Below are 25,050 nucleotides of genomic sequence, written 5' to 3'. Positions count from 1 at the left end.
ACTATGCCGGAAATCAAGGAAAAGCCCAAGGTAAGCAGGCCGAAGGGCAGACGCAAGAACACCGGCCCGCCGAAGCAGGCGGGCCGGTTGATGAAAGAGAAGTTTATAAAAGAACTGGACCGGCGGAAGGTACAGGAAGCTGGGGACAGCTCCTATGCCGTGGATCAGGTAGAGCAGGCCGGGTATCGCGGAGCGGATGAATTTGTCCAGTCCCTCCAATCAGGCGGCCGGAAACGGCCCCGCCCAAAGGCGCAGGCTCCCAAGACCGCCGACAGCACAGGGGAGGCGGAGACCGGCGGTGTCCAGGTGGACCAGGGGCCTCCACCACGGCAACAGCTAGCCAACCCGCCAAAGGAGCGGAGTATGATGGAGAGAGAATCTTCTTTCCAGGCTGGAACAGCCCCCAGGGAACGAAGCCGGGGCGGCCAGGAGGCGGTCCCCATCCGGGAGCGCCCCCGTATTGCTGCAAAAGAACGTGAGAGAAATAAAGCCCTCCAAGGACAGACGCACCTAAGTGGCTTGCCGCCGAAAACATCTTCCACAGAGGCGGATCGGGAGCCAAGCCGCAGGTCGAAGCCCGCTGCCCATCATGTCGAGGCCCACCATAGCGAGGGGCATCAGCCCGCTTCGGGAGTCTGGAAGGCAAGGGAGGATATTCGCCGTTCCAACATGGGCGGGACGAAGCCCAAGACCGGAGCCCCAGGCGTAAAGGAGCGTGCTGCACCTATGCCGGGAGGCAAGCCGCCTCTGGGGCCCAAGGTCCAGGGAGCCGGGACAACTGCACGACGGCGGCGATTTATTCAAGCGTTTCCAAAGCCTGCCCAGGCCACCCGACAGTCGGCCCAGCGCCGCCTGGCCCAGCAGGCAGCCCGTACCGCAAAGGGAGCCGCCGAGCTGGGCCGGAGGGTGACAGCGACAGCAGTCCGGGCCGTGACCTCTGTGGTGGGGAGCTTAGTCGGACTCGTGGGCGGCGGCGTTGTTTTGGTCGTTCTCATTTGCGTGGTGCTGATCGCCGCCATCGCCAGTTCCCCCTTTGGGATATTCTTTACCAATGAGCCCAGCGCCCCGGAGGCCGTTTCCGTTTCACAGGCGGTTTCCGCAGTCAATGTGGAATACAACGCCAAGCTGGAGGCGTTGCAGGCGGGGGACTACGACGATATTGTGATCCACGGCAAGGGGCCGGACTGGGCTGAGGTCCTGGCCGTGTTCGCTGTCCATACCGCCGGAAAAGACGAAGGCATGGACGTTGTGACCTTGGACCAGAACCGGGTGAACCGCTTGAAAGCCGTATTTTGGGACATGACGGAGATCACATCTAAAGTGGAGACCATAGACCATCCAGGCGAGGATGACGGCGAGGGTTGGACAGAATCCATCCTGCACATCACCATTACGCCCAAGACAGCCGATGATATGCGGACCGTCTATGCCTTTACCCAGGATCAGAACAGCGCCTTGACGGAGCTTCTGTCCGACCGGGCGGCCCTGGCCTCCCTGATTGGCAGCCTCACCATTACCAGCACCGATGTGCTGGATGTGCTCCATGCTCTGCCTGCGGACCTGGACCAGGCCAGGCGGGAAGCCGTGGAGACCGCGCTCTCTTTGGTGGGAAAAGTGAATTATTTTTGGGGCGGAAAATCCCTGGTGATTGGCTGGGACAGCCGCTGGGGGCAGCTTACCCAGGTGTGGGCGGACGGAAGCTCCACAACCGGGACCTACCGGCCCTACGGCCTGGACTGCTCGGGATTTATGGACTGGATCTTCTACAACATCACCGGCGGCGAGTATATCCTTGGCCGGGGCGGAGGCGCCAGCGCCCAGCACTCCTACTGCGCTCCCGTATCTCAGGCGGAGGCCCAGCCCGGCGATCTGGCCTTCTACCCGGATGATTCCCATGTGGGCATTGTGGTGGGCCGGAGGGAGGACGGGAAACTACTGGTCTGTCACTGTTCCAGCGGTCAGAACAACGTGGTGGTGACGGAGTTCGCCGCCAGTGGGTTTACTAACCTGGGCAGGCCGGATATTTTTCGATGAAGGGCAAAAAACTTCCCTTAAACTGAAGGCAAGTTAATAGCCCCCCACACTGACCAAGAGCAATGTGGGGGCTGCCGCTGTTGCTTTTTTGATAACGGTGCTATCGTACTGGCATTCTTTCAGGAGATCTTTGAATCGAAGATTAAGATTTTCCCAATTGAAACAACTGATATTGGATGAAAAGATAACGAATCAGTCCTAATACAGCTATATATAATAACAAGATGCATACAGTTGTTAAATTTTCTTGACGTCTATATGCACTTTTTCGACTACTAACGTCCTGCCTCAGCCTTGGACTACAAAAGGGTCTGTTGCAAAATGCAGTTTTCAGACCCGGAAATAAAATTTGTGCTTTAAAAAAGTTAGCGAAAACCGCTAGTTCGACGGTTCTCGCTAACTTTTCCTTTGGCCTGATTTTTCAAAATTCTATTTTGCAACAGGCCCTTTTGATAAATATTTTTTAAAGTCTACTTTCTCTTGACAGGTGCAAGTGTATTTAGGCCCTCAGCTTGTCTGCGGTAGGATAAAGGCTCTGTTGACACTACCGACAAAAAGAGTGGCGAATCTACTAAGATTGGATCCACCACTCTTACTGCATATATTCTAACTTAGACTAAGGTCTATTTAAGAGGTGGATTTTACACCAATAGGGAAAAATGCAACTAACAGATGCCAAAAGCCTAAAAAAGGGCCAATAGATATGCTTGCTCCATCAATAAACCAAAAAGGGATAGGTAATGATAATGGAATCAATAAAATCCACCCGATCTGAGCATATGAGAGAATTCCTTGCCAGTTTAGCAACAATAAGGACAAGAAGAGTGCAAGCAATCCGAGTCCATAGAAATTAGAAATGCTCTTTCCTGTCTTTAAAAATACATATACTAGGGAGGTTATTAACACCATTAGGTAGTAAATTTGACTGATGACTTTTTGTTCCATACTTATATCCCCAGTTTACATTGAAAAAGTTAACACAAAGTCCGCAATAAATTTTTTATTTGGATAATCTAAGTTAGTAATTTTGAGTCGATAATCTCGCATCATATATAGGGGTAAACGAAATTCAGCTACGTCATCATATGTTAATATTTTTGAGAGACCCATCGGTTCATATTGAGAATCCTTTTGATCAAACGATTTAGATTCCCATTCGACCATTACTCTTGCGTCATTGTACTCAGGAATACACCAGATGAAATTAAGTTTTACAAGACAACTGTCAAGGGAGTTATCCGGAGAAAATATAAAGTATGCAAAATTTGAATCTCCTAGATCCATATCAAATTCATATGTATAATTCTTGCGTTGTTGTACCGCTGACACAGGTAATACATGGCGTTCCTGAACTGCATTGGAATCGATTGCGTAGCTTGGAACACAGAAAAGAGAAAACAGCATACAAAACGAAATTATTATACTAAAAAATCGTTTCATCTCTATGCCTCCTCACATAAAAATTTTATTACAGTTTATAGAACTATTTACGGTTTTAAAATACCACAGTCCTCCAAACGCCATGTCTGAGGATGTAAAAATTCAGGCTGTAAATTTGTTGCTTCTAAATCAATACTATTCGTGGTGCTAGGGCTTACTGCTTCAACGGAATATACATCGGTATTTTGTTTGAGTTCTTCAATCTGATGATTATCTGCATAGGCGTATGCAGCAGTAATTCCTACAATAGAAAAAGCATTTTCTTTGGCCAAATCTGTCACAGTTGTTTGGAACTGCTCTAGTGCCTTATTTGTATAGATGAAAACAGTGATTCTGTCTCCGCTTGAATCAAATCCTCTTAACTGCACTGCGACAGGATCAATTGAGGTTTCTTGTGTATAGGATGTAAACGTTTCAAAAGGAACATATTCTCTAAACGTTACAGTTATAGGTGTAGATACCTCCTGTGATACATCAATATTTATAGAATTAGTATTTTGAAGTACTGTAGACAAAGTAGAGTTGGTTACAGATGCATTATATGGTACATCGGCATTTAGATATTTATAGTCTACCACATTATAGTCTATCACGCCTTTTTTACTCAACTCCGCTTTTGCTCCAAAACAGCCCATGCTTTCAGAGGTGCGATGATCATCCCATACTACCTGCATGTAGTATTCTTTCCCAGCTTTGATGGTTTTACCAAGTGCTGTCACTTCCGCCTCTTCATTATATTTGTGATGAAGAATATCATCATCTTCAACGTCAAATTTCGGATCCGGTAAATTCGTAACAATGGCGCTTACTGTAGGTGCGGAGAAATTTCCTTCTGCTGGTGCATCAAAGAAATCTCTTATCTCTACACCAGGATACAAATTCTCTGGCCAGTAGACTTCATCAAAATATTTAACTGTTTTATCCCCGTATGTAAAAGACAATTTTGTAGTTGCTGTTTTCTTTGAAGAAGAATATGTAGCAGTCAAAGAACCTGTTTTAGGCCAAAAGGTCATATATTTACCATTTTCACCATACCCAGACTCTCCTTTAGCAAAGTCTGTTGCAGAGGCTACACTGACCACTGATGCACACATTAGGCAAGTAGCGATTACAGTTTTGAATGCTCTCTTCATATTGACCGTACCCTTTCTCATTAGAATCCGATAAGCTTACATAAGATCTCCAATATATTTAAATTGATATTGCCAAACGTTCTACTGCATCGAATTCACCTCCTTAAAATAACACCTACTTAATCTGTTGTTTATTTCATAAGACAGCAATTTTAAAAAATGCAACGGGTCTCTCAGTCTATTTTTCAACATTTACGTTATATAAATAATTTCTCTTTGCTGAATTGCAACATTTCAACCTTCTTCCTCTAACATTTTATAGTTGTGATTACAGTTGCTTTGGTTATCAATATATTGGATTCCCCTCCTTGCTTCATTTAAACTTGTTTATTTTGCTTATCTATTTTTTATATGTCTGCAAAAATTAGTTTTGTTGCAGCACTTTTTAAATATATTTATAAAGGCTAAAATGCCCGTATAATCCATTACCAAATTTACTAGACTACGGTACCATATCTATAAAAGATGATCCTGCCCGTTTCTTTCATGTTTGGGGGATGTATGGTATAATGGATTTAGATTATCAGGAGATCGGCCGGAATATCCGACGCTTTCGTCAGGCAAAAGGCTTGAAGCAGAAGGAACTGGCCGAACTGATTCAGGTTTCCGACCAGCACGTTAGTCACATTGAAAATGCCCACACCCAGGTCAGCTTACCGACACTGGTTGCGATTGCCAATGCGCTTCAAACAGATTGCAATACTCTGTTGGGCGCTACACTGACAGAGGCCAGGCAGAGTATTTTGCACCAACAGCTGCTGGAGCTCACAGCGGATATGGATACGAAGAAATTGGACCTCACGGTCCAGTTTTGTTCCATGCTGTCTGCATTTGACCTGGAAAGATAGAGAGAATCGAGGTGAGACCTGTTTTGGGACAAGCCAATGACCGCTTTCAAAAATTGTACGAAGATCTGCATGATAAAATGCTGCGTGTGGCATACCGCATGGTCGGCAGTGTAGAGACATCGGAGGATTTGGTGCAAAACGCCTTCCTCTTAGCGCTTTTTCAAGAAAGTGAGCTGATGCGGCATCCAAACCCGGAGGGATGGCTCATGCGGGTTCTTCAAAACCTGGCGCTGAATGAGCGACGGCGGCTCAAAAGCCATCCCGAAACTTCGCTGGATTCTTTGCTCGACCTGGCCGGGGAGACTCCAGCCAATGCTTTGGAAGACATGCTGCCCAAACAATTATCAAAAGCGGATCGTGAGATTCTGATATGGCGGTTTGAGCAGAATATGGACTATGATGAAATTGCAGAACGTCTTGGAATTTCAGAAACTGGATGCCGAAGCAGGGTATCCCGTGCAGTGAAGCGTTGCCGGGAGCTTTTACAACAGACATAGACATACTTAAAATCGAATTCAAAAAAATTTTATTTAGCTGCAACAAATCCCCCCGCTTGTGACATATAGCAAACGGAAGGGGAAGAAAGGGGGGCAATTATGGAATCTCCTTTGAACCATCATTCCAATCAAACGGGCAAGCCGGATTGTCTTGATATATCGCCGGAGCGGTTAAAAAAGATGTCTCCTTCTGAACTGGAGCAGGCGATGGAAGATGCACTGTCTATTATGACAGAGGAGGACTATGATCCTGCTGTTATTGATGCGTATCTTAACGCATTGGACGATCAAGTGCCGATGCCTATGTATCCAGATGCAAAAACTTCTTACACAGACTTCCAGCAGAAGGTGCGTTCTTTGTCAGGTGATCCGTCTGTGCAAGGCATGCAGAAGCGGAGGCATGTGCGCCTCCACCGCATACCCCGTGTAGGGTTGGTTGCAGCGCTGACAGTTGCCTGTTTGTTTGGAAGTATGGTAGCGGCACAAGCCGCCGGCGTAGATGTATTTGGGGCATTAGCCCGCTGGACCGAAAGTGCATTCAGTTTTGGCCCGATTCAATCGGGACAGGGAGTTGAAACGCAATCGGCAGCGGGGCAGGAAATGAATATCTCCAGTAATCCATCAGAACTTCCAATCGAATATCAGGAGCTTTGGAACGAGCTGAAGGTCTTAGGGATAAATAGCCTGATGTTCCCTACATACATTCCAGACGGCTTTCAGGTTGAGGAAACCGACTTGTATCTTCAACCGGAGTTTAATATGCTTGATTTTTACGTATGGTATAAAAATGGAAACGATAATATCACACTAAACATTTTATACAGCGAAGAAACAAGCGGAATGTATGAAAAGGACCAGCAAGATGTGGAGCTGTATGAGTCCAAAGGGAGTGAGTATTATATTTTTTCCAACAACGGAGAAAATGTAGCGGCATGGTATAAAGATGACTTGGAGTATTCATTGTCAACAACAATTTCAGTGCCTGAACTGAAAACTATTTTAGATTCTATGTATTCAGGGGTGACCAAAAATGAGATATAAAAGAGTCATTTCGCTTTTTTGTGCTGTTATCTGCATGATGTCTGTGGTTGTCTCAGCTTCCGCCAGAGCCAGCGATCAAATTAGAAGTTATGTGATGCAGGCTAAATCGGACGATGGAAATATTTATGTTAATTTTTCCGTTGCTGGAAAAGATGGCATGGACCTAATCGGCTGTGAGAGCATTTATATCTATGATAGAAGCAGCGGAGATTTAGTCGAGAGTTTTGATGAAAACGATACTGGTATGAGCAGGAGCAACACGGCTAAATACTCCAATATGATTACAGCAGATTGTGAAGTTGGAACCCCTTATAGAGTCGAGGTCACCATCTTTGCGGAAGACAGCGCAGGCCGGGATACCAGGTCGCAGACGTTCTATGTGACGGGTCAAGCCTAAACCATCTAACCAGCAACAGGGCGGTTCAAGCCGCCCTGTTTTTTTGTGCCCAAACCAAGGGCAAGAAATCTATTTCGGCAGGATACGTTTGCCTACTGCTCCTGCGGCGTCGACAACTGCCCCGGGTATACCCTCCCACAAAGAGCTGACGAACTGGTATGATGAAGGCTGTCAAAGGTACCTTTTGATAACTTTTTGATAATTGTCCTGCCCAGACTTCTCCTTTACAAAAACTGTGAAAGGGCGAAAAGTATGTACGTTTATTTCTTTGTTCCCGATCAGGGCTGTGTTCGAGCAAAGTTTCCGATGGATGCGGAACAGCTGCTTCGGCACCTTGGGGCTACTGGGCGGTTGGTGGGCTTCCAATACGCAGCCTACATGATCGACCGTGTTGTCAGAGAGCCAAACGATATCCAACTGATTACCAAACGGCTCTACCCGGAGACGGCCCGGCGATTTCACACCTCTGCGTCCGCGGTGGAACGTGCTGTGCGGACCTTGGTTCGTGTAATTTGGCAGAAAGAGGATCACAGCTTTTTCAACGAGGTTGTAGGGGTTCCGCTGACGCATTCCCCCAGTGTCAGTGATTTTATCGACATGTCCGCTGCTTTTTTAAGAAGACTCAACGCCCAGGAGAACACGGATGAGAGCGCATATCCATCCAAATAGCAAAAACGTCCCTCAAATTGAGGGACGTTTCGACACCGCCGCCAACCGGCACAGGTGTATTGGATACGATATGCCTGTGCGGGCTGGCGACAGTCCGGTAATTGAATAGGTCCACTGGGTACGTCCGATATGCGTCCGAGAGGAAAGCCGTGTGGGAATGAGCAGGCCATGACCCCGCTTTGAGAAAGGAGGGATAGGGAGAGCAGCCGTCCGCGCACAAACAGGCCGTGGCGGGCCTGGAGGCGATGACCCGCATATCGGGGAGATACGATTGTCCAGTCTCAGTCCGAGCGTTGAAGTGGTCCGCCGGGCCATGAGCCGTCGCAGGCAAAGAGGGCAACCTGTGAGAACCGCAGGGGGTGAAATTCCCGTGTTAGGCGTGCCAGCGCCGCCCAGTGTGTTCCTGAAATCTGTTCCAATTCATTATCACGATACCAAGAGCCGCGCCTGCGTGAGGGAGCGGTTTTTGTCGTTTCATAGCTGCTGTTTCCGTGTTACGTGCCGATCAAATAATATGGGAATCGCGCAAAGCAAGAAAATGAGTTTAAAGTATAAAGAGAGAAGGATGAGAATATGGTTACAACAAGATTTACATACGATCAAACTATTTGTGGAGTGAAGGGAGGCATTCGATGCAAAAAAACAAGCAGCCCATTACATATTCCTTCATAAATCCGAATCGCGCAAAAGAGGTTGAATGCGCGATTCAAAAAATCATTGTTGCAAAACTTCTTTTACAAATAGATGGAGCATAACGGACAGAATGCAGACCAAACCCAACCTATAAGCAAAGGAAAGCAGAAAATTTCCTTTGCTGTTCTTTTTATGTTATAATATAAGTGATATAGGTTGGTTGGTGAAAGGAGCAGCCAACAATGAGAATTGCGGCTTATTGCCGGGTATCAACCGACAAGGAAGAGCAGCTTGACAGCTTGGAGAATCAGAAGGAATTTTTTTCTGAATATGCAGAGAAACATGGACATACGCTGATTCGGCTATATGCGGATGAGGGAATCAGCGGGACGAGCTTAAAAAAACGCAACGAGTTTCTCCGGCTGATTAAAGACGCAAGGCTTGGGCTTTTTGAGTCCGTGGTAGTAAAGGATATTTCGCGTTTTGCCCGAAACACAGTAGATTTTTTACAGAGCATTCGAGAGCTGAAAGTGCTGGGAGTCAATATCATATTTATTACGGCCAATATGCAGAGCCTCGGGGAATCAGAATTTGTACTAACTATTTTCGGAGCTATGGCTCAGGAGGAAAGTGCAAATCTTTCTAAACGTGTAAAATTCGGAAAGAAAATCAATGCACAAAAAGGACGGGTCCCCCAGCGAATCTTTGGATATGACCGCATTGATAATTTTACACTGAAAATCAACTACCATGAGGCTCAGGTTGTGCGGGAAATCTATAGATTGTATCTGGAAGAAGGACTTGGCTGCCGCACAATCAGTTTACAGTTGAATCGTGAGCAGCGAAAAACCAAATATGACTGTGAATGGAACCCACGGGCGGTACGGCGTGTTCTGACTAACTCCATTTATTGTGGTCACTACGTCAATCATAAATATGAGATCGCAGACTATTTAACCGGAAAACAAGTACGCATATCACCCGAAGAATACTTCCACCATGAAAGGCCAGAATGGGCCATTGTTTCTCCGGAAGTTTTTGCACAGGCACAATCACAGATGAACCAGCGCAGAACACAGTATGACAGTGGGGAACCATTTAAGGGTGCCAGGTATAGCTCAAAACATCTCTTCAGCACGCTAATCAAATGTGAGCATTGTGGGCGGTCATTCTGCCGGAAGCATTATACATATGTGAATACCCGTGTGTATTGGAAATGCACCACAAATGACCAGTATACCGCCGAACGATGCGATAACACAGTAAAGCTGGAGGAGGCTGATCTGCTGTCTGAGCTCCGGATGTACTTTGCTTCTCTCATTCAAGACAAGGAAAAATTTATGGCTGAGATTCTCGCCACGATGGAGAAGCAGCTGCCCACTCAGCAAATTCCGGATGAAACACATAGAATTGAGCAGAGGCAGAAGGAATTGTTGCTCAAAAAGAACCGTTATCAGGAAATGTATGCCAACGACATTATATCAATGGAAGAACTAAAGACTCAGATCACAAAGATCACAGAGGAGCTTCAATCCCTAAACTGTGAATTAGAGCGGTGGGCGCGGTCTTTGGAGGCCAGGAAGCATGCAGACAGTTTTTTGAAGCAATATGTTCAGGAGATCGAGCGCTTTTTGCATCTGGAAACTATGACCAATATGGATTTGCGCAAAATCATTGACCACATCAGCGTCAACAAGGACGGAAATGTGCGCATAATCCTCAAAAAACTCGAAAATATGGACACATTTTAGGCATTTACCTACTTGGTGCAGGTGGAAGAGTCGGTGGACCCCATCATCCTCAGCATGAAGCTGGTGGATGTGTGCGAGTGCCGCCCCTGCGACTGCTGCTGCGAGATCCCCCCCTCCATCTGCGCCTGTTTCCCGGAGGAACTGGTGATGGGGGGCGACGTACACCGCTTGTACGTCACTCTGGGTCAGTTCTCCATCATCCGCATGGAGCGGGACACCCAGCTGCTCATCCCCGCCTACGACTACTGCCTGCCGGAGAAGGAGTGCGCCTGCCAGGGCGCCGAGTGCGGCGAGGACCCCTGCGAGATATTCCGCAAGGTGCAGTTCCCGGTCAGCGAGTTCTTCCCCCCAAACAGTGTAAGCCCCAAGGGGGCCACCAGCTATCAGGAGGCCCGCGGCTGCTGCTGCTCGTAAATAAATTGGGAGACGGCTCAGGCCGTCTCCCATCTCTGTTTACATGAGGGGCGCGAAAATGCGTAAAATGTTCCGGTAGAGCTGAATGATAGGATTAAAGTACTTCCGCTGGCGCAGGGAGATGCGCTGGCACACCCGCAGGGTCTCCTCGAAGTCCCGGCGGATGTCCTGGATGCAGGGTGCCTCGCACAGCCACACGCCGTCCTCAAAGTGGAGGAACAGGCTGCGGTAGTCCAGATTCACCGTCCCCACCGTGGCGAAGCGGTCGTCCACCACGAAGTTCTTGGCGTGAATGAAGCCGGGGGTGTACTCGTAGATGCGCACCCCCGCCTCCAGCAGGGGCGGGTAGTGGGCCCGGGTGACCTCGAACACATACCGCTTGTCCGGGATGTGGGGGGTGATGATCCGCACATCCACCCCGGACTTGGCCGCGTTGCACAGGGCGGTGTTGGTGGCCACGTCGATGACCAGATAGGGGGTGGTGATATAGATATACTTCCGGGCTTTGCCGATCATGTTCAGATAGACCGCCTGGCCCACCGCCTCCCGGTCCAGGGGGGTGTCGGTGTAGGGCTGGACATAGCCGGTCCAGGGGCGGGCGGGGGCGGGCTCCGGGCGGAAGTGGTGGAACTCCTCCTCCCAGCCGCAGCAGTGGTCCCACATGGTGAGGAACATCACCGCCATGGACCAAACCGCGTCCCCCTCCAGCAGGATGGCGCTGTCCTTCCAGTGGCCGAAGCGCTCCCGCCGGTTGATATACTCGTCAGCCAGGTTGATGCCTCCGGTGAAGCCCACCTTTCCGTCGATGATCAGGAATTTCCGGTGGTCCCGGTTGTTGAAGCGCAGGGACATCACCGGCACAAAGCGGTTGAACACCCGGCACTGGATGCCCCGGGCGGCCATCTGCTCGTTATAGTCCCGGGGGAGGGTGAACATGCAGCCCATGTCGTCGTAGATGAGGCGCACCTCCACCCCCTGGGCGGCCTTCTCCTCCAGGATCTCCAGCACGCTGTCCCAGAAGACGCCGGGCTGGATGATGAAATACTCCAGGAAGATATACCGCTCCGCCTTCCGCAGCTCCTCCAGCATCCGGGGAAAGACCAGATCTCCCACTGGAAAATACTCGGTCTCCGTGTTGGTGTATGCGGGGCAGTGGGCGAAGTCCTCCAGGTACCGGGCCTGGCCGGCGGCGTCCTCCCCCAGGGTGAGCAGGTCGTCCGCCTTGAAGTCCTCCCGCAGGTTCTCCTCCGACTGCTCGGCAATGCGCTTCATCCGGCGGCTGGTGCGCTGAGGGATCTGTCCGCCGCCCACCAGCAGATAGAAGATGCCTCCGAACACGGGGAAGGGGAGCACCAGCAGCAGCCAGGCGATCTTATAGGCGGGCTCCATGCGGCTCCCCACGATCAGCAGGGCGGCCGCCACGCTCAGAAAGATAAAAAACCAGTACAGGCCGGTGGTGTGCTCCGAAAAGAAGCCCACCATCAGCATCAGCGCCACCACCTGCGCGATCAGGGACAGGCCCACAAATACCGAACGATGAAACAGGATATACAGCAGTTTCTTCACTGCCCACTCACCTTCTTTCCACGCTGCGCCGGGGTTTCGGGATCAGATCAGCTTGGTCAGGGCACAGAAAATACTGTCCCCCTCCAGGAGGATGGTCCCATAGCTGGTGCGGCTGGCCCCGGGGTTCATCACCCACAGGCCGTCCTCCAGCTGCTGGCAGTAGGCCCTGTGGGTGTGGCCGAAGAGGAGAATGTCCACGCCGGACTTCCGGGCCTCCGCAATGGCCAGGTCATAGCCCCCCTTCACCCTCCACAGGTGGCCGTGGGACAGCAGGATGTTCTTCCCCTGGAGGGTGATCCGCTTGATGGCGGGGGCGGTGGTCCAGCCGTCGCAGTTGCCGGGGACCATGCAGATGGGGAGCGTCTGGAAGCGCCAGGACAGCTCCTCCGCGTCGCCCATCAGGTCGCCCAGATGGATGACCTGGTCGGGCTTCTCCTCCTCGATGGCCTGGACCATGCCGGAGAGGAAGCGGTGGGAGTCGGAAAAAACAAGGATCTTCATATTGTCACCTTACCTGTCCCGCCGCATATACTGAAACGGAACATTAGAATAGGAGTGAATGGGATATGCAGGGTCAACATTCCAAACAGCCCGCCGCCTCCCAAATGGGGGAGGCCCTGGGCAGGCACCGACAGGCCATTGCCCACCTGGCCCAGTCCGGGGACGCTCAGAAGCTGGTCTCCATGCTGAAGCAGACCGGCGGGGTCCAGCAGGCGGCTCAGGCCGCCGCACAGGGGGACGCCTCCCAGCTGATGGGCATGATGAATCAGCTGATGAGCACCAAGGAGGGGGCGGCGCTGGTGGAGCGCCTGCGCCGGCAGGCGGAGGAGTCCGGGCTGTCCTGATGGAAGAGCGCCGGAGAGGGGGATCGGATATGGGCGAGCTGGAGGAAAAACTGAATACCATCCTGGGGGACCCGGCGGCCATGGGCCAGATCATGGCCCTGGCCCAGTCCCTGGGCAAGTCCGATCCGCCCCCCTCTCAGGAAATTCAAGAAGAGCCGTCCGAAGAGGAGCCCGGCTGGGAGCGGGCCGGGACGGCTCCCGACTCCCCCGCCCCATCGGAGGCCGGGGGCGAAAATCCTCTGGCCGCCCTCTCCTCCCTGGACCCCAGGCTGCTCCAGATGGGGATGCGGCTGTGGCAGGAGTACCAGGGGGGCGACGAGCGCACCACCGATCTGCTCCAGGCCCTGCGCCCCTTTCTGCGGAAGGAGCGGCAGGCCAGGCTGGACCGGGCGGTACAGCTGGCCAAACTGTCCCATGTGATCCGGGTGGCCCTCCAGGTCCTGGGTGAGAAGGGAGAGGACCGCCATGTATAATCGTTATATCCCCAACGGCGCGTCCTATACCCGCATTCCGGTGGAAGAAGCCAGGGAAGCTCCAGGCGGCCCATCCCAGTCAAAGAGCCCTCGTCAGGAGGGTCCCCAGCACGCCGGCCGCCGTCCCGAGCCGGGCGGGCCCGCAGGTTTCTCCCTCCCCTCCTTCCTCACGGGAGAAGGGGGTTCCGGGGGGCTGGGCGGCCTGCTGAAGGCCCTGAAGCTGGAGGACCTGGACAGCGGGGACCTACTGCTCCTGCTCATCGTCCTGCTCCTGCTGTGGGAGGGAGACGACCTGGAGCTGGTCATTGCCCTTGGGCTGGTGCTCATCCTGGGCCTGGGGGACAAGGAAATGGAGCCGTAGGGCGTGACCACTGGGCACGCCGCCGTACAAAAACCGGAACGGCGCGCCGGGTCGTCGCGCCCTGCAAAAAACGGCGGAACTGGATTATGGGACGGCGGGGGCAAGCCCCCGCCCCAGGCTGTCGAAAAAGTCCAAGGACTTTCCCGACAGCCGGCAAAAATGCCGTTACTTTCCCGCCGCGCAGCGGCGGAAAAGTCCTCGCTGCGCTCGCTGAACGCCTTGTCGTACAAGGCATTCAGGGCATTTGATCCCACTCGAGGCGGGCTGCCGCCCCCTCGAGCTCCCCCGCTAAAACTCGGGCTGATTCGTCTTAACAGAGGTTTTCGGCAAACTGCGGCGGGGGCAAGCCCCCGCCCTACGGTATTCTGCCAACCTGGTAGGGCGGGGGCTTGCCCCCGCCGGATTCATACCTCGCATCAGGAGAGGGTGTGGAGCACCTGTCCGTCGGGCAGGGCGAAGGAGGCGGTGGCCGGGCAGGGGGTCTGAACCTGGCCGTAGGCGGTCATGCGGTAGACCAGTGTGCCGTCCACCTCCCGCTCGGCGGCGACGAGCAGGCCGTTGTCCGCGCTGATCCAGTAGCGCTCCAGGGCGCCGTCCTCCCCCTGCACCTCTACAAAGACGCTGGGGAAGGTCCCCTTGAGCTCATAGCCGGTTCCGGTAATGGACGCCGCGTCCAGCTCCAGCACCGTCTCATAGGTGGGGATGTGCTGACTGAGATCGGCGGAGCGCTCATCCGCGGGGAAAGAGTTCCAGGAGGACGACCCCTCGTACCAGTAGTAGGCGGTCTCCGTCCCCACTAGGTCGTGGCGCACCGCCCCCGAGGCCAGGGTCTGACGGATGTGAGACCAGCCGGCGTCCTCCCAGTACTGGACCGTGGAGGAGTAGGAGCCCCCCGACCACAGGGTCTCCACCGTCAGTTCCCGGTAGTAGCTGTCTGGACGGGAGAGGGTGGCCACCACGCTCTGCACCGTCTCCGGAGTGACGGCCACCTGCCAGTACTGGTCCCCCTCCTGACCGCCGGAGCCGCCGGAAGAGGAACTCCCCGCCCCGTCCACGTCTGCCAGGGTGATGGAGGGAATCTGGACAAAGAACAAACTGCGGCCAAAGCTGGCGAAGATGGCCACCACGATCAGACAGGTGATGGCCAGGGCGATGGCCAGACGCTTTCTTGAGTCCAAATTCTCACCTCCTTATGTGGGACTTGCCCGGACGATCACCCCTGAAATTCCTCCGGGGGTGTCTGGCGCAGTCCGAAGCGCCACTCGATGGCGTCGGCGATGCGGCGGCAGGCCCGGCCGTCCCCGTAGGGGTTGACCGCGTGGGCCATGGCGGCGTAGGCGCTCTCGCTGGTGAGCAGCTCGCTGGCCAGGGAGAAGATGGTCTCCTCCTCCACGCCGGCCAGCTTGACGGTACCCGCCTGGACGGCCTCGGGCCGCTCGGTCTCCCGACGCAGGACCAGCACCGGCTTGCCCAAAGCGGGGGCCTCCTCCTGAAGTCCGCCGGAGTCGGTCATCACCAGGTGGCAGCGGGCCATCAGGTTGTGCATCTCGTCCACCGCCAGCGGGGCGATGAGGTGGATGCGGGGGTGGCCGTCCAGATACTTGTGGGCGGCCTCCTGGACCACCGGGGACAGGTGGACGGGGTAGACCAGCTCCGTGTCGGGGAAGGCGTCGGCGATGCGGCGCAGGGCGGTCATGATGTTGGTCATGGGCTGACCGTAGTTTTCCCGGCGGTGGCAGGTGACCAGGATCACCCGGCGGTTCTGGTAGTCCAGGCGGTTCAGGACCTCCTCCTGGAAGGTGTAGTCACGCTTCACCGTGGTTTGCAGGGCGTCGATCACCGTGTTCCCGGTGAGGAACACCCCCTTGGTGATGTTCTCCCGGGCCAGGTTGTCCCGGTTGGTGACGGTGGGGCAGAAGTGCAGGTCGGCGATGGCCCCCACCATCTTCCGGTTCATCTCCTCGGGGAAGGGGGACCACTTGTCATAGGTGCGCAGGCCGGCCTCCACATGGCCCACCGGGATCTGGTGGTAGAAGGCGGACAGGGCTCCGGCAAAGGTGGTGGAGGTGTCCCCGTGGACCAGCACCAGGTCGGGCCTGGCCTCGTCCAGCACGCCGTCCATGCCCAGCAGGCACTTGGAGGTGATGGTGGACAGGGTCTGCCTCGGCTCCATAATGTTCAGGTCGTAGTCGGGCTTGAGATGGAAAATCTCCAGCACCGAGTCCAGCATCTCCCGGTGCTGGGCGGTGACGCAGCACAGGGCCCGGATGTTCTCCCGCCGGGAGAGCTCCAGGGCCAGGGGGGCCATTTTGATGGCCTCCGGCCGGGTGCCGAAGATGGTCATAACCGTAACAGGCTTCATTTGTCGGATCGCTCCTCTTCTCCGAAGAAATAGTCGCTTCCCGCCACATCAGAGGGCGGATTGTGCAGCTTCCGGGGCTTGGCCCCCCCGCGCCCCTGGGGCGGCCGGGCGCCGTCCTGGTCCCTGTGGTTCATCCGGTCCAGGTACAGCTTGGCGGCCATCCCGCCGGCCACGCACAGGGCCAGCAGCACCACCATGGCCCGGACCACGTTGGTGGTGGTGAGCACCACGGCGGACAGGCCCAGGATGGCGCTGATGACGTAGAGCACCGCCACCGCCTGCTTCTGGTTGAAGCCCATGTCGATAAGCCGGTGGTGGATGTGGCCCCGGTCGGGGGACATGGGGCTCTGGCCGTGGGATACCCGGCGCAGAATGGCAAAGCAGGTGTCAAAGATGGGCAGGCCCAGCATCAGGAAGGGCACCGCGAAGGAGATAATGGCGTAGGACTTGAACAGCCCCTCAATGGACACGGTGGCCAGGATAAACCCCAAAAAGGTGGAGCCCGTGTCCCCCATGAAGATCTTGGCCGGATTCAGGTTATAGGGCAGAAAGCCGATGCACCCGCCGGCCAGGGCGGCCATGAGCAGAGCCACGTCAGGCTCGGCCACCGTCAGGGCGATGACCAGCATGGTCATGGAGCTGATGGTGGACACCCCGCAGGCCAGACCGTCCAGGCCGTCGATCAGGTTGACCGCGTTGGTGATGCCCACGATCCAGAACACCGAGATGGGGATGGACAGGAAGCCCAGATCCCAGTAGGGGTTGCTGCTGAAGATATTGGGGTTGGACAGCACCTCGATCTGATTGCCCATGAGCACGGCCACCGCGGCCGCGGCGATCTGCACCAGCAGCTTGGGCAGGGCGGGCAGGGCATAGATGTCGTCGAAGATGCCCAAAATGACGATGACCACCGCCCCCAGCAGCATCCCCCGCAGGGGGGCGTCCAGAGGGACAAAGATCAGGGCGCTGAGGATAAAGCCGAAAAAGATGGCCAGTCCCCCCATCCGGGGGATGGGGTGGTTGTGCATCCGGCGGCTGTCCCGGGGGATATCCACCGCCCCTACCCGGAAGGCCAGGGTGCGCACCACCGGGGTGGTGATAAAGGCCACGATGGCGGCGGTGAGCAGGGCGGCCGCCACCGCGCCGATGACAGAGATCTGTACAGGCATAGAAGTTCCTCTTTGTATTTTCTTTATTTTCCCCCGAAGGTGGAAAATAAAATCTTACCGGGCCACGAAGCCCACCTTTTTATAGACCTTCCGCAGGGTCTTGTTGGCCACATAGGAGGCCTTCTCCGCCCCGGCCTTGTAGACGCTCTCCAGATAGGCCTTGTCCTTCAGGATGCGGCCGGCCTCCTCCCGGATGGGGCGCAGGGTCTCCACCACGGCCTCGCCCACAGCGGGCTTGAAGGCGCCGTAGCCCTGGCCGTCGAACTCGGCCTCGATCTCCGCAAAGGTCTTGCCGGTGACGGCGGAGTAGATGGCCATGAGGTTGGACACGCCGGGCTTCTCCTCCGGGGCATAGCGGACGCACTTCTCCGTGTCGCTGTCGGTGACCGCCCGCTTGAACTTGCGCAGGATGTCCTCCGGCTTCTCCATCAGATAGATGGAGCCGTTGGGGTCCTTGTCCGACTTGGACATCTTGCTGGCGGGGTCGCTCAGGGACATGACCCGGGCCCCCACCTTGGGGATGTAGGGCTCGGGCACCTTGAACACATCGCCGTAGATGTGGTTGAACCGCTCGGCCACGTTCCGGGTGAGCTCCACGTGCTGCTTCTGGTCGTTGCCCACAGGGACATAGTCCGGCTGATAGAGCAGGATGTCCGCCGCCATGAGGGCGGGGTAGGTGAACAGGCCGCCGTTGATGTTGTCGGCATTTTTCGCCGACTTGTCCTTGAACTGGGTCATGCGGCTGAGCTCGCCGAACATGGTGTAGCAGTTGAGCACCCAGCCCAGCTCCGCGTGGGCGGGGACATGGGACTGGATGAACAGGGTGTTCTTCTCCGGGTCCAGGCCGCAGGCGATATACTGGGCCAGCTGCTCCAGGGTGCGGCGGCGCAGGGCGGCGGGGTCCTGCCGCACGGTGATGGAGTGCATGTCCGCCATAAAATAGTAGTTGTCAAACTCGTCCGTGCGCTCCACCCAGTTCTTGATGGCCCCCAGATAGGAGCCCAGGGTCAGGTCCCCGCTGGGCTGGATGCCGGAGAGCATGACTTTTTTCTTCTCTGTTTCCACAATCCACACAACCTTTTCAGGAAATTTCCAAATGGACGTACGGGCCGCTCCGCGGCCTCCCGGCTCTCCCGGGACAGCCGGGAGCCGGCAGGGCCGAAGCGCCGGAGCCGGCGGAAAATCTGCCGGCACTCATACTGATACAGCATAGCACAAAACTTCTCCGAAGGCAATGTGCGCGCCGGGAATTTCATGGTTTCGTTACATTTTCCGCCCGGTTTTTTCTCTTTCATTGGCGTCTCTTGACATTCCCCGCCGCTGCGCTATGATGGAGGGGAACCATCCGATTTCATTTGACAAGGAGGAGATCCTATGAGACGGTTTTCCATCGCGGTCATTCAGATGGCCTCCGGACAGGACCCGGAGGAGAATCTTCAGGCCCTGTCCGCCTTCGTCCGGGAGGCGGCCCGGCGGGGGGCAAGCGCGGCCGCCCTGCCCGAGAGCGTCTCCTACCGGGGGGTGGAGATGGAGCGGTACGCCGAGGAGGTGCCCGGCGGCCCCACCTTCCAGCGTCTGTCCGCCCTGGCCCGGGAGACCGGGATGTGGCTCCACGGGGGCAGCATCTACGAAAAAAATCCCCAGGGCGACCGGCCCTATAACTGCACCATGGTGATCCGGCCCGACGGGACCCTGGCGGCCAAATACCGCAAGCTCCACCCCTTTGATGTGACCGTCCCCGGGGGCGGCCAAATGCGGGAGTCCAGCCAGATCTGCCCTGGGGACGCCATCGTCACTGTGGACGCGGGGGAGCTGGGCACCTGGGGGCTGTCCGTGTGCTATGACCTGCGCTTCGGGGAGCTCTACCGCATCATGGCCCTGGAGGGGGCCCAGGTGCTGTTCGTCCCCGCCAACTTCACCCTGAACACGGGTAAGGACCACTGGGAGGTCCTCCTCCGGGCCCGGGCCATCGAAAACGGCTGCTATGTGGTGGCCCCGGAGCAGTTCGGCCCCGGGCCGGAGTTCCCCGCCTACGGCCGCTCCATGGTGGTGGACCCCTGGGGCAACGTGGTGGCCCAGGCCCCCGACCGCCCCGGCGTCATCCTGGCGGACATCGACCTGGACTATGTGGAGGAGATCCGCCGGAAGGTGGGGACCCTGTCCAACCGCCGCGCCGACCGGTACCGCCTGGAGCGGGTGTGAGGGAACTCACCCGCCGCTCCGGGACAGATCCAGTCCCCGCTCCCCCACCTGGACGCTCCCGTCCTTCAGGGAGATGTAGGGGGAGAAGGAGACCGTCTCCCCCTGATAAGCCAGCTCCACCGTCACGTCCGAAAAGATATCGCTGATGTTGCACTGGATCAGGAAGGGCTCACAGGCTGGGTCCTCATAGACCAGGGCGGGCTGGCCGGTCTGGATGTCGTTTTTGTACAGGGCCAGGGACATGTCCGGGTACCGGGGGATGATGAGATAGTATTCCCCGGGGGAAAAGTAGTGGATGGGCAGGTCCCCGCTGTCCAGATAGCGCTGGGTGTAGTAGGACAGGTCCTCCATCTCCTCAAAGCCCAGATAGGCCGCGGCGTAGAGCTGGTCCCCGGTGAAGGGGATGGAGTCCCGCCCGCTGGAAAGCTCAGGTTCGGGGTCCTCCTCCAGGGGGACAGAGTTCTCCCCCTCCGTGTTCGGCAGCTCCTCCTGGGCGGACGAGCCCTCCTGGGGCGTGGAAGATGCGCTCCCTCCCGGGGCCGGAGCCCCGCAGCCGGACAGCAGGGTCCCCAGAACTGCCAGCAGAAAAACCATGCGTTTCATCATCAAAAACTCCTTTCAAACGGCGCGGTCCCTCTGCCGGTGTAGACGTACAGAGCTGGGAAAGGTTCCCCACAGGGGCGCGCTTGGGGTTTCTCTTGCAAAACAGGGGAAAATCCCCTATAATCAGTATACCTGAATCTGAGTGAAATTGGAAATTGGGAATCTCCTGATTCCGGCGCTCAAACCATAGACGTGGAGGGAAAAGACATGGCATTGGACATGAAGTATTTCGAGGAGATGGAGGCCAAGATCCCCAAGGGGAAGGTCCGCACCCGGTTCGCCCCCTCTCCCACCGGCTATATGCACGTGGGCAACCTGCGCACCGCCCTGTACACCTGGCTCATCGCCCGGCACAACCAGGGCACCTTCATCCTGCGCATTGAGGACACCGACCAGACCCGTCAGGTGGAGGGCGCCACCGAGGTGATCTACCGCACCCTGGCTGAGTGCGGCCTGGACCACGACGAGGGTCCCGACGTGGGCGGCCCCGTGGCCCCCTATATCCAGACCGAGCGGCGGGACACCTATGGAAAGTATGCCCGCCTGCTGGTGGAGAAGGGCCACGCCTACTACTGCTTCTGCGAAAAAACCGAGTCGGAGGAGGACGCCGGCGAGTTTGACCGCCCCGACGACCCCTGCCGCACCCTGGACCCCCAGGAGGCCCAGGCCCGGGTGGACGCCGGCGAGCCCTACGTGATCCGCCAAAAAATTCCCCACGAGGGGACCACCACCTTCCACGACGCCATCTTCGGGGACATCACCGTGGAGAACAAGACCCTGGACGACCAGGTGCTCATCAAGCGGGACGGCCTGCCCACCTACAACTTCGCCAACGTGGTGGACGACCACCTGATGGGCATTACCCACGTGGTCCGGGGCAGCGAGTACCTGTCCTCCGCCCCCAAGTACGACCTGCTGTACCAGGCCTTCGGCTGGGAGGTGCCCACCTACGTCCACTGCTCCCCCGTCATGCGGGACGCCCACAACAAGATGTCCAAGCGCCACGGGGACCCCTCCTATGAGGATCTGAAGGCCCAGGGCTACCTCACCCAGGCCATCTTGAACTATGTGGCCCTGCTGGGCTGGTCCCCCAAGGGGGAGCTGGCGGAGCAGGAGATCTTCTCCCTGCCCGAGCTGGTGGACGCCTTCGAGCTCTCCGGCGTGTCCAAGTCCCCCGCCATCTTCGACATCGACAAGCTCACCCACTTCAACGCCCTCTATCTGCGCTCCATGGCCCCGGAGGAGTTCGCCAAGGTGGCCGAGCCCTATATCCGCCAGAGCGTCAAAAACCCCGACCTGAACGCGGCGGAGATCGCCGGCCTGCTCCAGGCCCGGTGCGAGAAGCTCACCGACATCCCGGAAAAGGTGGACTTCTTCGACGCGCTGCCCGACTACGACGTGAACCTGTTCGCCAACAAGAAGTCCAAGTCCACCCTGGACTCCTCCAAGGAGATGCTCTCCGCCGCCATCGGCATGCTGGCCAACCTGCCCTCCTGGAGCGAGGCCATGATCCACGACAGCCTGGTGGGGCTGGCCGAGGGCCTGGGCGTGAAGAACGCCCTGCTCATGTGGCCGGTGCGCATCGCCGCCGCCGGCAAGGCGGTCACCCCCGGCGGAGCGGTGGAGATCTGCCACATCCTGGGCCGGGACGAGACCGTCCGGCGGCTGAAGATCGGACTGGAGAAGCTCTCCCAGTAATCCAGTTGATACCAAAAGCCTGCGGGCGGGGGTCAGCCCCCGCCCGTTTTTTACAGGCAGATCCCGCCGCTTGGGCGGTACAATGCCCAATCCACAGAAAAGGAGCGATCTTTATGCGGGTGTGCATTCTCATGGGCAGCCCCCGAAAAAACGGAAACACCAACGCCCTGCGCCTCCCCTTCCAGGACGAGCTGGAACAGCTGGGCCACACGGTGACCGCCCACTGGCTGTACGGCCTGGATATCCGCCCCTGCACCGCCTGCCGCACCTGCCAGCGGGACTGGAGCGGGATGAGCTGCGCCATCCGGGACGACGTGCCCGCCCTGGCGGAGGAGATTTTACACAGCGATCTCCTGGTGCTGGCCACCCCCATCTACTCCTGGTACTGTACGCCCCCCATGAAGGCCCTGCTGGACCGGCTGGTGTACGGCCTGTGCAAGTACTACGGGGAGGAGAAGGGCCCCTCCCTGCTCCGGGGCAGGCGGGCGGCCATCCTCACCACCTGCGGCTACCGCCCCGAAAAGGGGGCCGACCTGTTTGAGGAGGGGGTCCGCCGGTACTGCAAGCACACCGGCATGACCTACGCCGGCATGCTGGCCGAGCGGCACCTGGGCTATGACGTCCCGTTCATGGACGGGGAGAAGGAACAGCGCGCCCGTGCCTTTGCCCGGACATTGAGTGCCGGACTCTGAGGGAAGCGCCCGGGCACCTCCGGCCGCCGTGCCGCATAGCATGGATTGATCGGAGGGATTAAATTTGGAATCCATGGAGACAACTGTCTTTCAGGCTGAGGTTCTGGAGGTCCGGAACTGTCAGCTTCTGGTCTGCGACTGCCGCACCCGGCAGACCGTTCTGGTCCACACCCAGCGGGCCTGCTGCTTCTCCCGGGGCGACTGTGTGGAGATCGAATACAGCGGGGCCATGACCATGAGCCTCCCGCCCCAGGTCAGCGCCCTGCGTATCTCCCGGGTCTGCCGCTGACCAAAAAGCCCTCCGCCAGGAGGGCTTTTTTAGACTGTCGAAAAAGTGGCTTTGCCACTTTTTCGAGCAGGGCTGCACGAAATTTTGTCCTCGATGTCGTCGTCGCAAGCTACGGATCGCTCGCATCCGGGTAAACCCGAATGCTCGTTCCCTCCGCTGCGCCTCCTCTCCCAGAAAACCATAAATGATTTTCTGGGAACCCGGAAATTGTCGGCCAAAATTTCGTGAGGGGTGTTATTTCCGAGGCGCATCCCCCAGGGGACCTTCTCTTGCCCCTTCGGGGCAATTCACCTTGTGTCCTCGGAAATGACGAGATTGAATTTTATTCCGCCGTCTGCGGACGGCGGAACTCCTTGCAGGAGGGCTTTTTTCTTCCCTCCCAATGGATTTTTCAATGAGGTGATTGCCATGCAGAACAACTCCCAAGCCCCCGCCGCCATCGCCCACATCGCCGGAGCGCCGGGCTCCCCCCTCTCCGGGCTGGTCTCCTTCTTTCCCCAGGAGCGGGGCGTCCTGGTCACCGCCCAGATCCACGGCCTCCCCCACGGGGACGGTCCCTGCGCCTCCCGGGTCTTCGGCTTCCACATCCACGAGGGGGACGCCTGCACTCCCCCGGACTTCGAGAGCGCCGGCGGCCACTTGGACCTGGAGGGGTGCGAGCACCCCCGCCACGCCGGGGACCTGCCGCCCCTGTTCGGCTGCGGCGGGGACGCCTATCTCAGCGTCCTCACCGACCGCTTTGCCGTCCCGGACATCCTGGGCCGCTCCGTGGTCATCCACCAGGACCCGGACGACTTCGCCACCCAGCCCTCCGGCCACGCGGGGGCCCGCATCGGCTGCGGCGTCATCCGGGCCTTTTAACACATAGGAGGAGCCGCCGCAGACGGCTCCTCCTGTCTTTTGGTCAGCTCTCGCTCCAGGTCCAGTGCTCCAGGTCTGTGCTGGTACAGAATACATACCGGTTTTCCTCGGAAGTCTCTCCCCGGATCAGCACCGGGAAGCGGACCTCCCCGTCCTGGAACCGGGGGCTGTACGCGTCCATCACGCTCCCCTGGTACTCCTCCGGAACGGGGAGCTCCAGCGGGCTCCAGCTCTCCCCGCCGTCCCGGGTCCAGAAAATCTCCGGGCCGGTGGTCAGAAAGTGCCGGGAACAGACAAAGCCCACCTGATCGTTTAAAAATCCCGCGCCGTATACGTCGGACACCGGGCTGGGATTGCTGGCGGTAAGGGTCCAGCTCTCTCCCCCGCCGCCGGACAGCAGCACCCGGCACTGGCTCATCCCCGCGCTGGGCCCGCTCCAGGTCACCGTCCACTGCGTCCCATCCGGGGCTTTCCCCCAGAGAACCGGGAGGCCGGTGTCGCTGTCCTCCCCCTCCGGGGGCCGGGCTGGGTAGTCCCGCAGGGCGTCGTCCGCCGCCATCACGGCCACGGTCTGTCCCGAGGCGTCTTGAACTTCAAAAGTACCGTCCGCCCGCTCATAGCCCTCCATAGGGTGGATCTCAAACAGGGCCAAGTCCTCCGCTCCGCTGTCCGCCCCACCGGACGGCCCACAGCCCGCCAGGGCAAACGCTGCCGCCCCCAGCAGCAGCCCGGCCGCCAGACGGCGGCCCCAATGTTTCTGTCTCATATCCGTTCGCTTCCCTTCTGCACCCCGCCGCCTGTTCAAATAGGCGGCCCCGGCGCTGTCACATTACGTCAACCACAGGTTACACCGTCCGTCCCGGCCAGTTCTTCTCATTTCTGTGACAAAAGAATTGCAAAATTATCACAAATTCAGGCGTTTCCTCCGCCAGCCCTTTCAAAAACAGGGATGCCCCTGTGGCATCCCTGTTCAAATTTCCAGCATCCCCTTCGCCAGCAGCCAGCCCAGCCCCATGCACCCGGGGAAGGTGCACAGCCAGGCCAGGGCGATGGACCGGGCCACCCCCCAGTC

Annotated in this window: 28 protein-coding genes; 16 read left to right on the top strand and 12 right to left on the bottom strand. The window is 56.9% G+C overall.

The genetic code is table 11. From position 1 onward, the window contains the following. Positions 1 to 726 precede the first annotated feature (726 nt). Entirely contained in the window at positions 727 to 2,034 is a 1,308-nt protein-coding gene (locus B5F19_RS09165) for an NlpC/P60 family protein (protein ID WP_087289844.1), read from the top strand. Positions 2,035 to 2,661: 627 nt separating this feature from the next. On the opposite strand, the gene B5F19_RS17145 is transcribed toward B5F19_RS09165, so the two are convergent. The 3 genes from B5F19_RS17145 to B5F19_RS17135 are packed head-to-tail and all read right to left on the bottom strand — an operon-like array spanning position 2,662 to position 4,607. Next, complete coding sequence (locus tag B5F19_RS17145; RefSeq protein WP_140394200.1) at positions 2,662 to 2,979, bottom strand: hypothetical protein; 318 nt, start codon at positions 2,977 to 2,979, stop codon at positions 2,662 to 2,664. 15 nt (positions 2,980 to 2,994) lie between these two features. Continuing rightward, positions 2,995 to 3,474 (bottom strand): hypothetical protein, encoded by a 480-nt coding sequence (locus B5F19_RS17140; RefSeq protein ID WP_140394199.1) that lies wholly within the window; start codon positions 3,472 to 3,474, stop codon positions 2,995 to 2,997. 47 nt (positions 3,475 to 3,521) lie between these two features. Beyond that, positions 3,522 to 4,607 (bottom strand): hypothetical protein, encoded by a 1,086-nt coding sequence (locus B5F19_RS17135; protein ID WP_140394198.1) that lies wholly within the window; start codon positions 4,605 to 4,607, stop codon positions 3,522 to 3,524. Between the two features lie 509 nt (positions 4,608 to 5,116). Here B5F19_RS17135 and B5F19_RS09160 point away from each other — a divergent pair. From B5F19_RS09160 to B5F19_RS09130, 7 genes are all read left to right on the top strand, one after another. Beyond that, on the top strand, positions 5,117 to 5,455 hold the full coding sequence (locus tag B5F19_RS09160; RefSeq protein ID WP_087289801.1) for a helix-turn-helix transcriptional regulator: 339 nt from the start codon (positions 5,117 to 5,119) through the stop codon (positions 5,453 to 5,455). 23 nt (positions 5,456 to 5,478) lie between these two features. Further along, positions 5,479 to 5,952, top strand: coding sequence for an RNA polymerase sigma factor (locus B5F19_RS09155; protein ID WP_087289800.1), 474 nt, complete (start codon positions 5,479 to 5,481; stop codon positions 5,950 to 5,952). Between the two features lie 99 nt (positions 5,953 to 6,051). Then, complete coding sequence (locus B5F19_RS09150; protein WP_087289799.1) at positions 6,052 to 6,993, top strand: DUF4367 domain-containing protein; 942 nt, start codon at positions 6,052 to 6,054, stop codon at positions 6,991 to 6,993. Beyond that, positions 6,983 to 7,390, top strand: a complete 408-nt coding sequence (locus B5F19_RS09145) for a hypothetical protein (RefSeq protein WP_140394197.1) — start codon at positions 6,983 to 6,985, stop codon at positions 7,388 to 7,390. Before B5F19_RS09150 ends, B5F19_RS09145 begins: the two co-directional genes overlap by 11 nt. Positions 7,391 to 7,642: 252 nt before the next feature. Next, positions 7,643 to 8,059 carry a sporulation initiation factor Spo0A C-terminal domain-containing protein gene (locus B5F19_RS09140; protein ID WP_242972765.1) on the top strand — a complete coding sequence of 139 codons (417 nt, stop codon included), beginning with the start codon at positions 7,643 to 7,645 and terminating at the stop codon, positions 8,057 to 8,059. 875 nt (positions 8,060 to 8,934) lie between these two features. Beyond that, a complete protein-coding gene (locus tag B5F19_RS09135; RefSeq protein WP_087289797.1) occupies positions 8,935 to 10,443 on the top strand; it encodes a recombinase family protein in 1,509 nt (502 codons plus the stop codon). Positions 10,444 to 10,455: 12 nt separating this feature from the next. Next, a complete protein-coding gene (locus B5F19_RS09130; protein WP_242972764.1) occupies positions 10,456 to 10,857 on the top strand; it encodes a hypothetical protein in 402 nt (133 codons plus the stop codon). A gap of 39 nt (positions 10,858 to 10,896) precedes the next feature. Here the strand turns inward: B5F19_RS09130 and cls are convergent, their stop codons facing one another. Together cls and B5F19_RS09120 are read right to left on the bottom strand one after the other, a co-directional pair. Continuing rightward, positions 10,897 to 12,423 (bottom strand): cardiolipin synthase, encoded by a 1,527-nt coding sequence (gene cls, locus B5F19_RS09125; protein WP_087289796.1) that lies wholly within the window; start codon positions 12,421 to 12,423, stop codon positions 10,897 to 10,899. Between the two features lie 42 nt (positions 12,424 to 12,465). Continuing rightward, on the bottom strand, positions 12,466 to 12,924 hold the full coding sequence (locus tag B5F19_RS09120) for a YfcE family phosphodiesterase (protein WP_087289795.1): 459 nt from the start codon (positions 12,922 to 12,924) through the stop codon (positions 12,466 to 12,468). Positions 12,925 to 12,989: 65 nt separating this feature from the next. On the opposite strand from B5F19_RS09120, the gene B5F19_RS09115 reads away from it, so the two are divergent. The 3 genes from B5F19_RS09115 to B5F19_RS09105 are packed head-to-tail and all read left to right on the top strand — an operon-like array spanning position 12,990 to position 14,102. Further along, on the top strand, positions 12,990 to 13,268 hold the full coding sequence (locus B5F19_RS09115) for a hypothetical protein (protein WP_242972763.1): 279 nt from the start codon (positions 12,990 to 12,992) through the stop codon (positions 13,266 to 13,268). 29 nt (positions 13,269 to 13,297) lie between these two features. Beyond that, positions 13,298 to 13,741, top strand: a complete 444-nt coding sequence (locus tag B5F19_RS09110) for a hypothetical protein (RefSeq protein WP_087289794.1) — start codon at positions 13,298 to 13,300, stop codon at positions 13,739 to 13,741. Then, a complete protein-coding gene (locus B5F19_RS09105; protein WP_087289793.1) occupies positions 13,734 to 14,102 on the top strand; it encodes a hypothetical protein in 369 nt (122 codons plus the stop codon). Before B5F19_RS09110 ends, B5F19_RS09105 begins: the two co-directional genes overlap by 8 nt. A 416-nt stretch (positions 14,103 to 14,518) precedes the next feature. Here B5F19_RS09105 and B5F19_RS09100 read toward each other — a convergent pair whose 3' ends face one another. From B5F19_RS09100 to trpS, 4 genes are read right to left on the bottom strand one after another with little or no spacing between them, the layout of a single operon-like run. Then, positions 14,519 to 15,280 (bottom strand): hypothetical protein, encoded by a 762-nt coding sequence (locus tag B5F19_RS09100; RefSeq protein WP_087289792.1) that lies wholly within the window; start codon positions 15,278 to 15,280, stop codon positions 14,519 to 14,521. Positions 15,281 to 15,315: 35 nt separating this feature from the next. Next, positions 15,316 to 16,464: a UDP-N-acetylglucosamine 2-epimerase (non-hydrolyzing) gene (wecB, locus tag B5F19_RS09095; protein ID WP_087289791.1), complete on the bottom strand. Its 1,149-nt coding sequence runs from the start codon at positions 16,462 to 16,464 to the stop codon at positions 15,316 to 15,318. After that, positions 16,461 to 17,633 (bottom strand): MraY family glycosyltransferase, encoded by a 1,173-nt coding sequence (locus B5F19_RS09090; protein ID WP_087289790.1) that lies wholly within the window; start codon positions 17,631 to 17,633, stop codon positions 16,461 to 16,463. The genes wecB and B5F19_RS09090 overlap by 4 nt, the downstream gene beginning before the upstream one ends. 54 nt (positions 17,634 to 17,687) lie before the next feature. Next, complete coding sequence (gene trpS / locus B5F19_RS09085; protein WP_343219425.1) at positions 17,688 to 18,701, bottom strand: tryptophan--tRNA ligase; 1,014 nt, start codon at positions 18,699 to 18,701, stop codon at positions 17,688 to 17,690. Between the two features lie 306 nt (positions 18,702 to 19,007). On the opposite strand from trpS, the gene B5F19_RS09080 reads away from it, so the two are divergent. Then, the gene (locus tag B5F19_RS09080) at positions 19,008 to 19,835 is read left to right on the top strand and encodes a carbon-nitrogen hydrolase family protein (protein ID WP_087289788.1); all 828 of its coding nucleotides are present in this window, start codon (positions 19,008 to 19,010) and stop codon (positions 19,833 to 19,835) included. Between the two features lie 6 nt (positions 19,836 to 19,841). Here B5F19_RS09080 and B5F19_RS09075 read toward each other — a convergent pair whose 3' ends face one another. Then, positions 19,842 to 20,438 (bottom strand): hypothetical protein, encoded by a 597-nt coding sequence (locus B5F19_RS09075; RefSeq protein ID WP_087289787.1) that lies wholly within the window; start codon positions 20,436 to 20,438, stop codon positions 19,842 to 19,844. 207 nt (positions 20,439 to 20,645) lie between these two features. Between B5F19_RS09075 and gltX the strand changes: the two genes are divergently transcribed. The 3 genes from gltX to B5F19_RS09060 all read left to right on the top strand — a co-directional run bounded on the left by gltX (position 20,646) and on the right by B5F19_RS09060 (position 23,117). Continuing rightward, positions 20,646 to 22,136 carry a glutamate--tRNA ligase gene (gene gltX, locus B5F19_RS09070; protein ID WP_087289786.1) on the top strand — a complete coding sequence of 497 codons (1,491 nt, stop codon included), beginning with the start codon at positions 20,646 to 20,648 and terminating at the stop codon, positions 22,134 to 22,136. Positions 22,137 to 22,249: 113 nt separating this feature from the next. Continuing rightward, entirely contained in the window at positions 22,250 to 22,828 is a 579-nt protein-coding gene (locus B5F19_RS09065) for a flavodoxin family protein (protein WP_087289785.1), read from the top strand. A 64-nt stretch (positions 22,829 to 22,892) separates the two neighbouring features. Next, positions 22,893 to 23,117, top strand: a complete 225-nt coding sequence (locus B5F19_RS09060; protein ID WP_087289784.1) for a hypothetical protein — start codon at positions 22,893 to 22,895, stop codon at positions 23,115 to 23,117. A 287-nt stretch (positions 23,118 to 23,404) separates the two neighbouring features. On the opposite strand, the gene B5F19_RS18200 is transcribed toward B5F19_RS09060, so the two are convergent. Next, positions 23,405 to 23,527: a hypothetical protein gene (locus B5F19_RS18200; protein ID WP_255378401.1), complete on the bottom strand. Its 123-nt coding sequence runs from the start codon at positions 23,525 to 23,527 to the stop codon at positions 23,405 to 23,407. Here B5F19_RS18200 and B5F19_RS09055 point away from each other — a divergent pair. Then, positions 23,526 to 23,978, top strand: coding sequence for a superoxide dismutase family protein (locus B5F19_RS09055; protein ID WP_162612552.1), 453 nt, complete (start codon positions 23,526 to 23,528; stop codon positions 23,976 to 23,978). The two genes, B5F19_RS18200 and B5F19_RS09055, sit on opposite strands and share 2 nt — an antisense overlap. Before the next feature lie 43 nt (positions 23,979 to 24,021). Here the strand turns inward: B5F19_RS09055 and B5F19_RS09050 are convergent, their stop codons facing one another. Further along, positions 24,022 to 24,744, bottom strand: coding sequence for a hypothetical protein (locus tag B5F19_RS09050; RefSeq protein ID WP_087289782.1), 723 nt, complete (start codon positions 24,742 to 24,744; stop codon positions 24,022 to 24,024). Between the last annotated feature and the right edge of the window lie 306 nt (positions 24,745 to 25,050).

It is taken from the genome of Pseudoflavonifractor sp. An184 (assembly GCF_002160305.1).
GTDB lineage: Bacteria > Bacillota > Clostridia > Oscillospirales > Oscillospiraceae > Lawsonibacter > Lawsonibacter pullicola.
The sequence above is the reverse complement of the archived record's forward strand: the minus strand, read 5'-3'. Positions and strand labels throughout refer to the sequence as shown.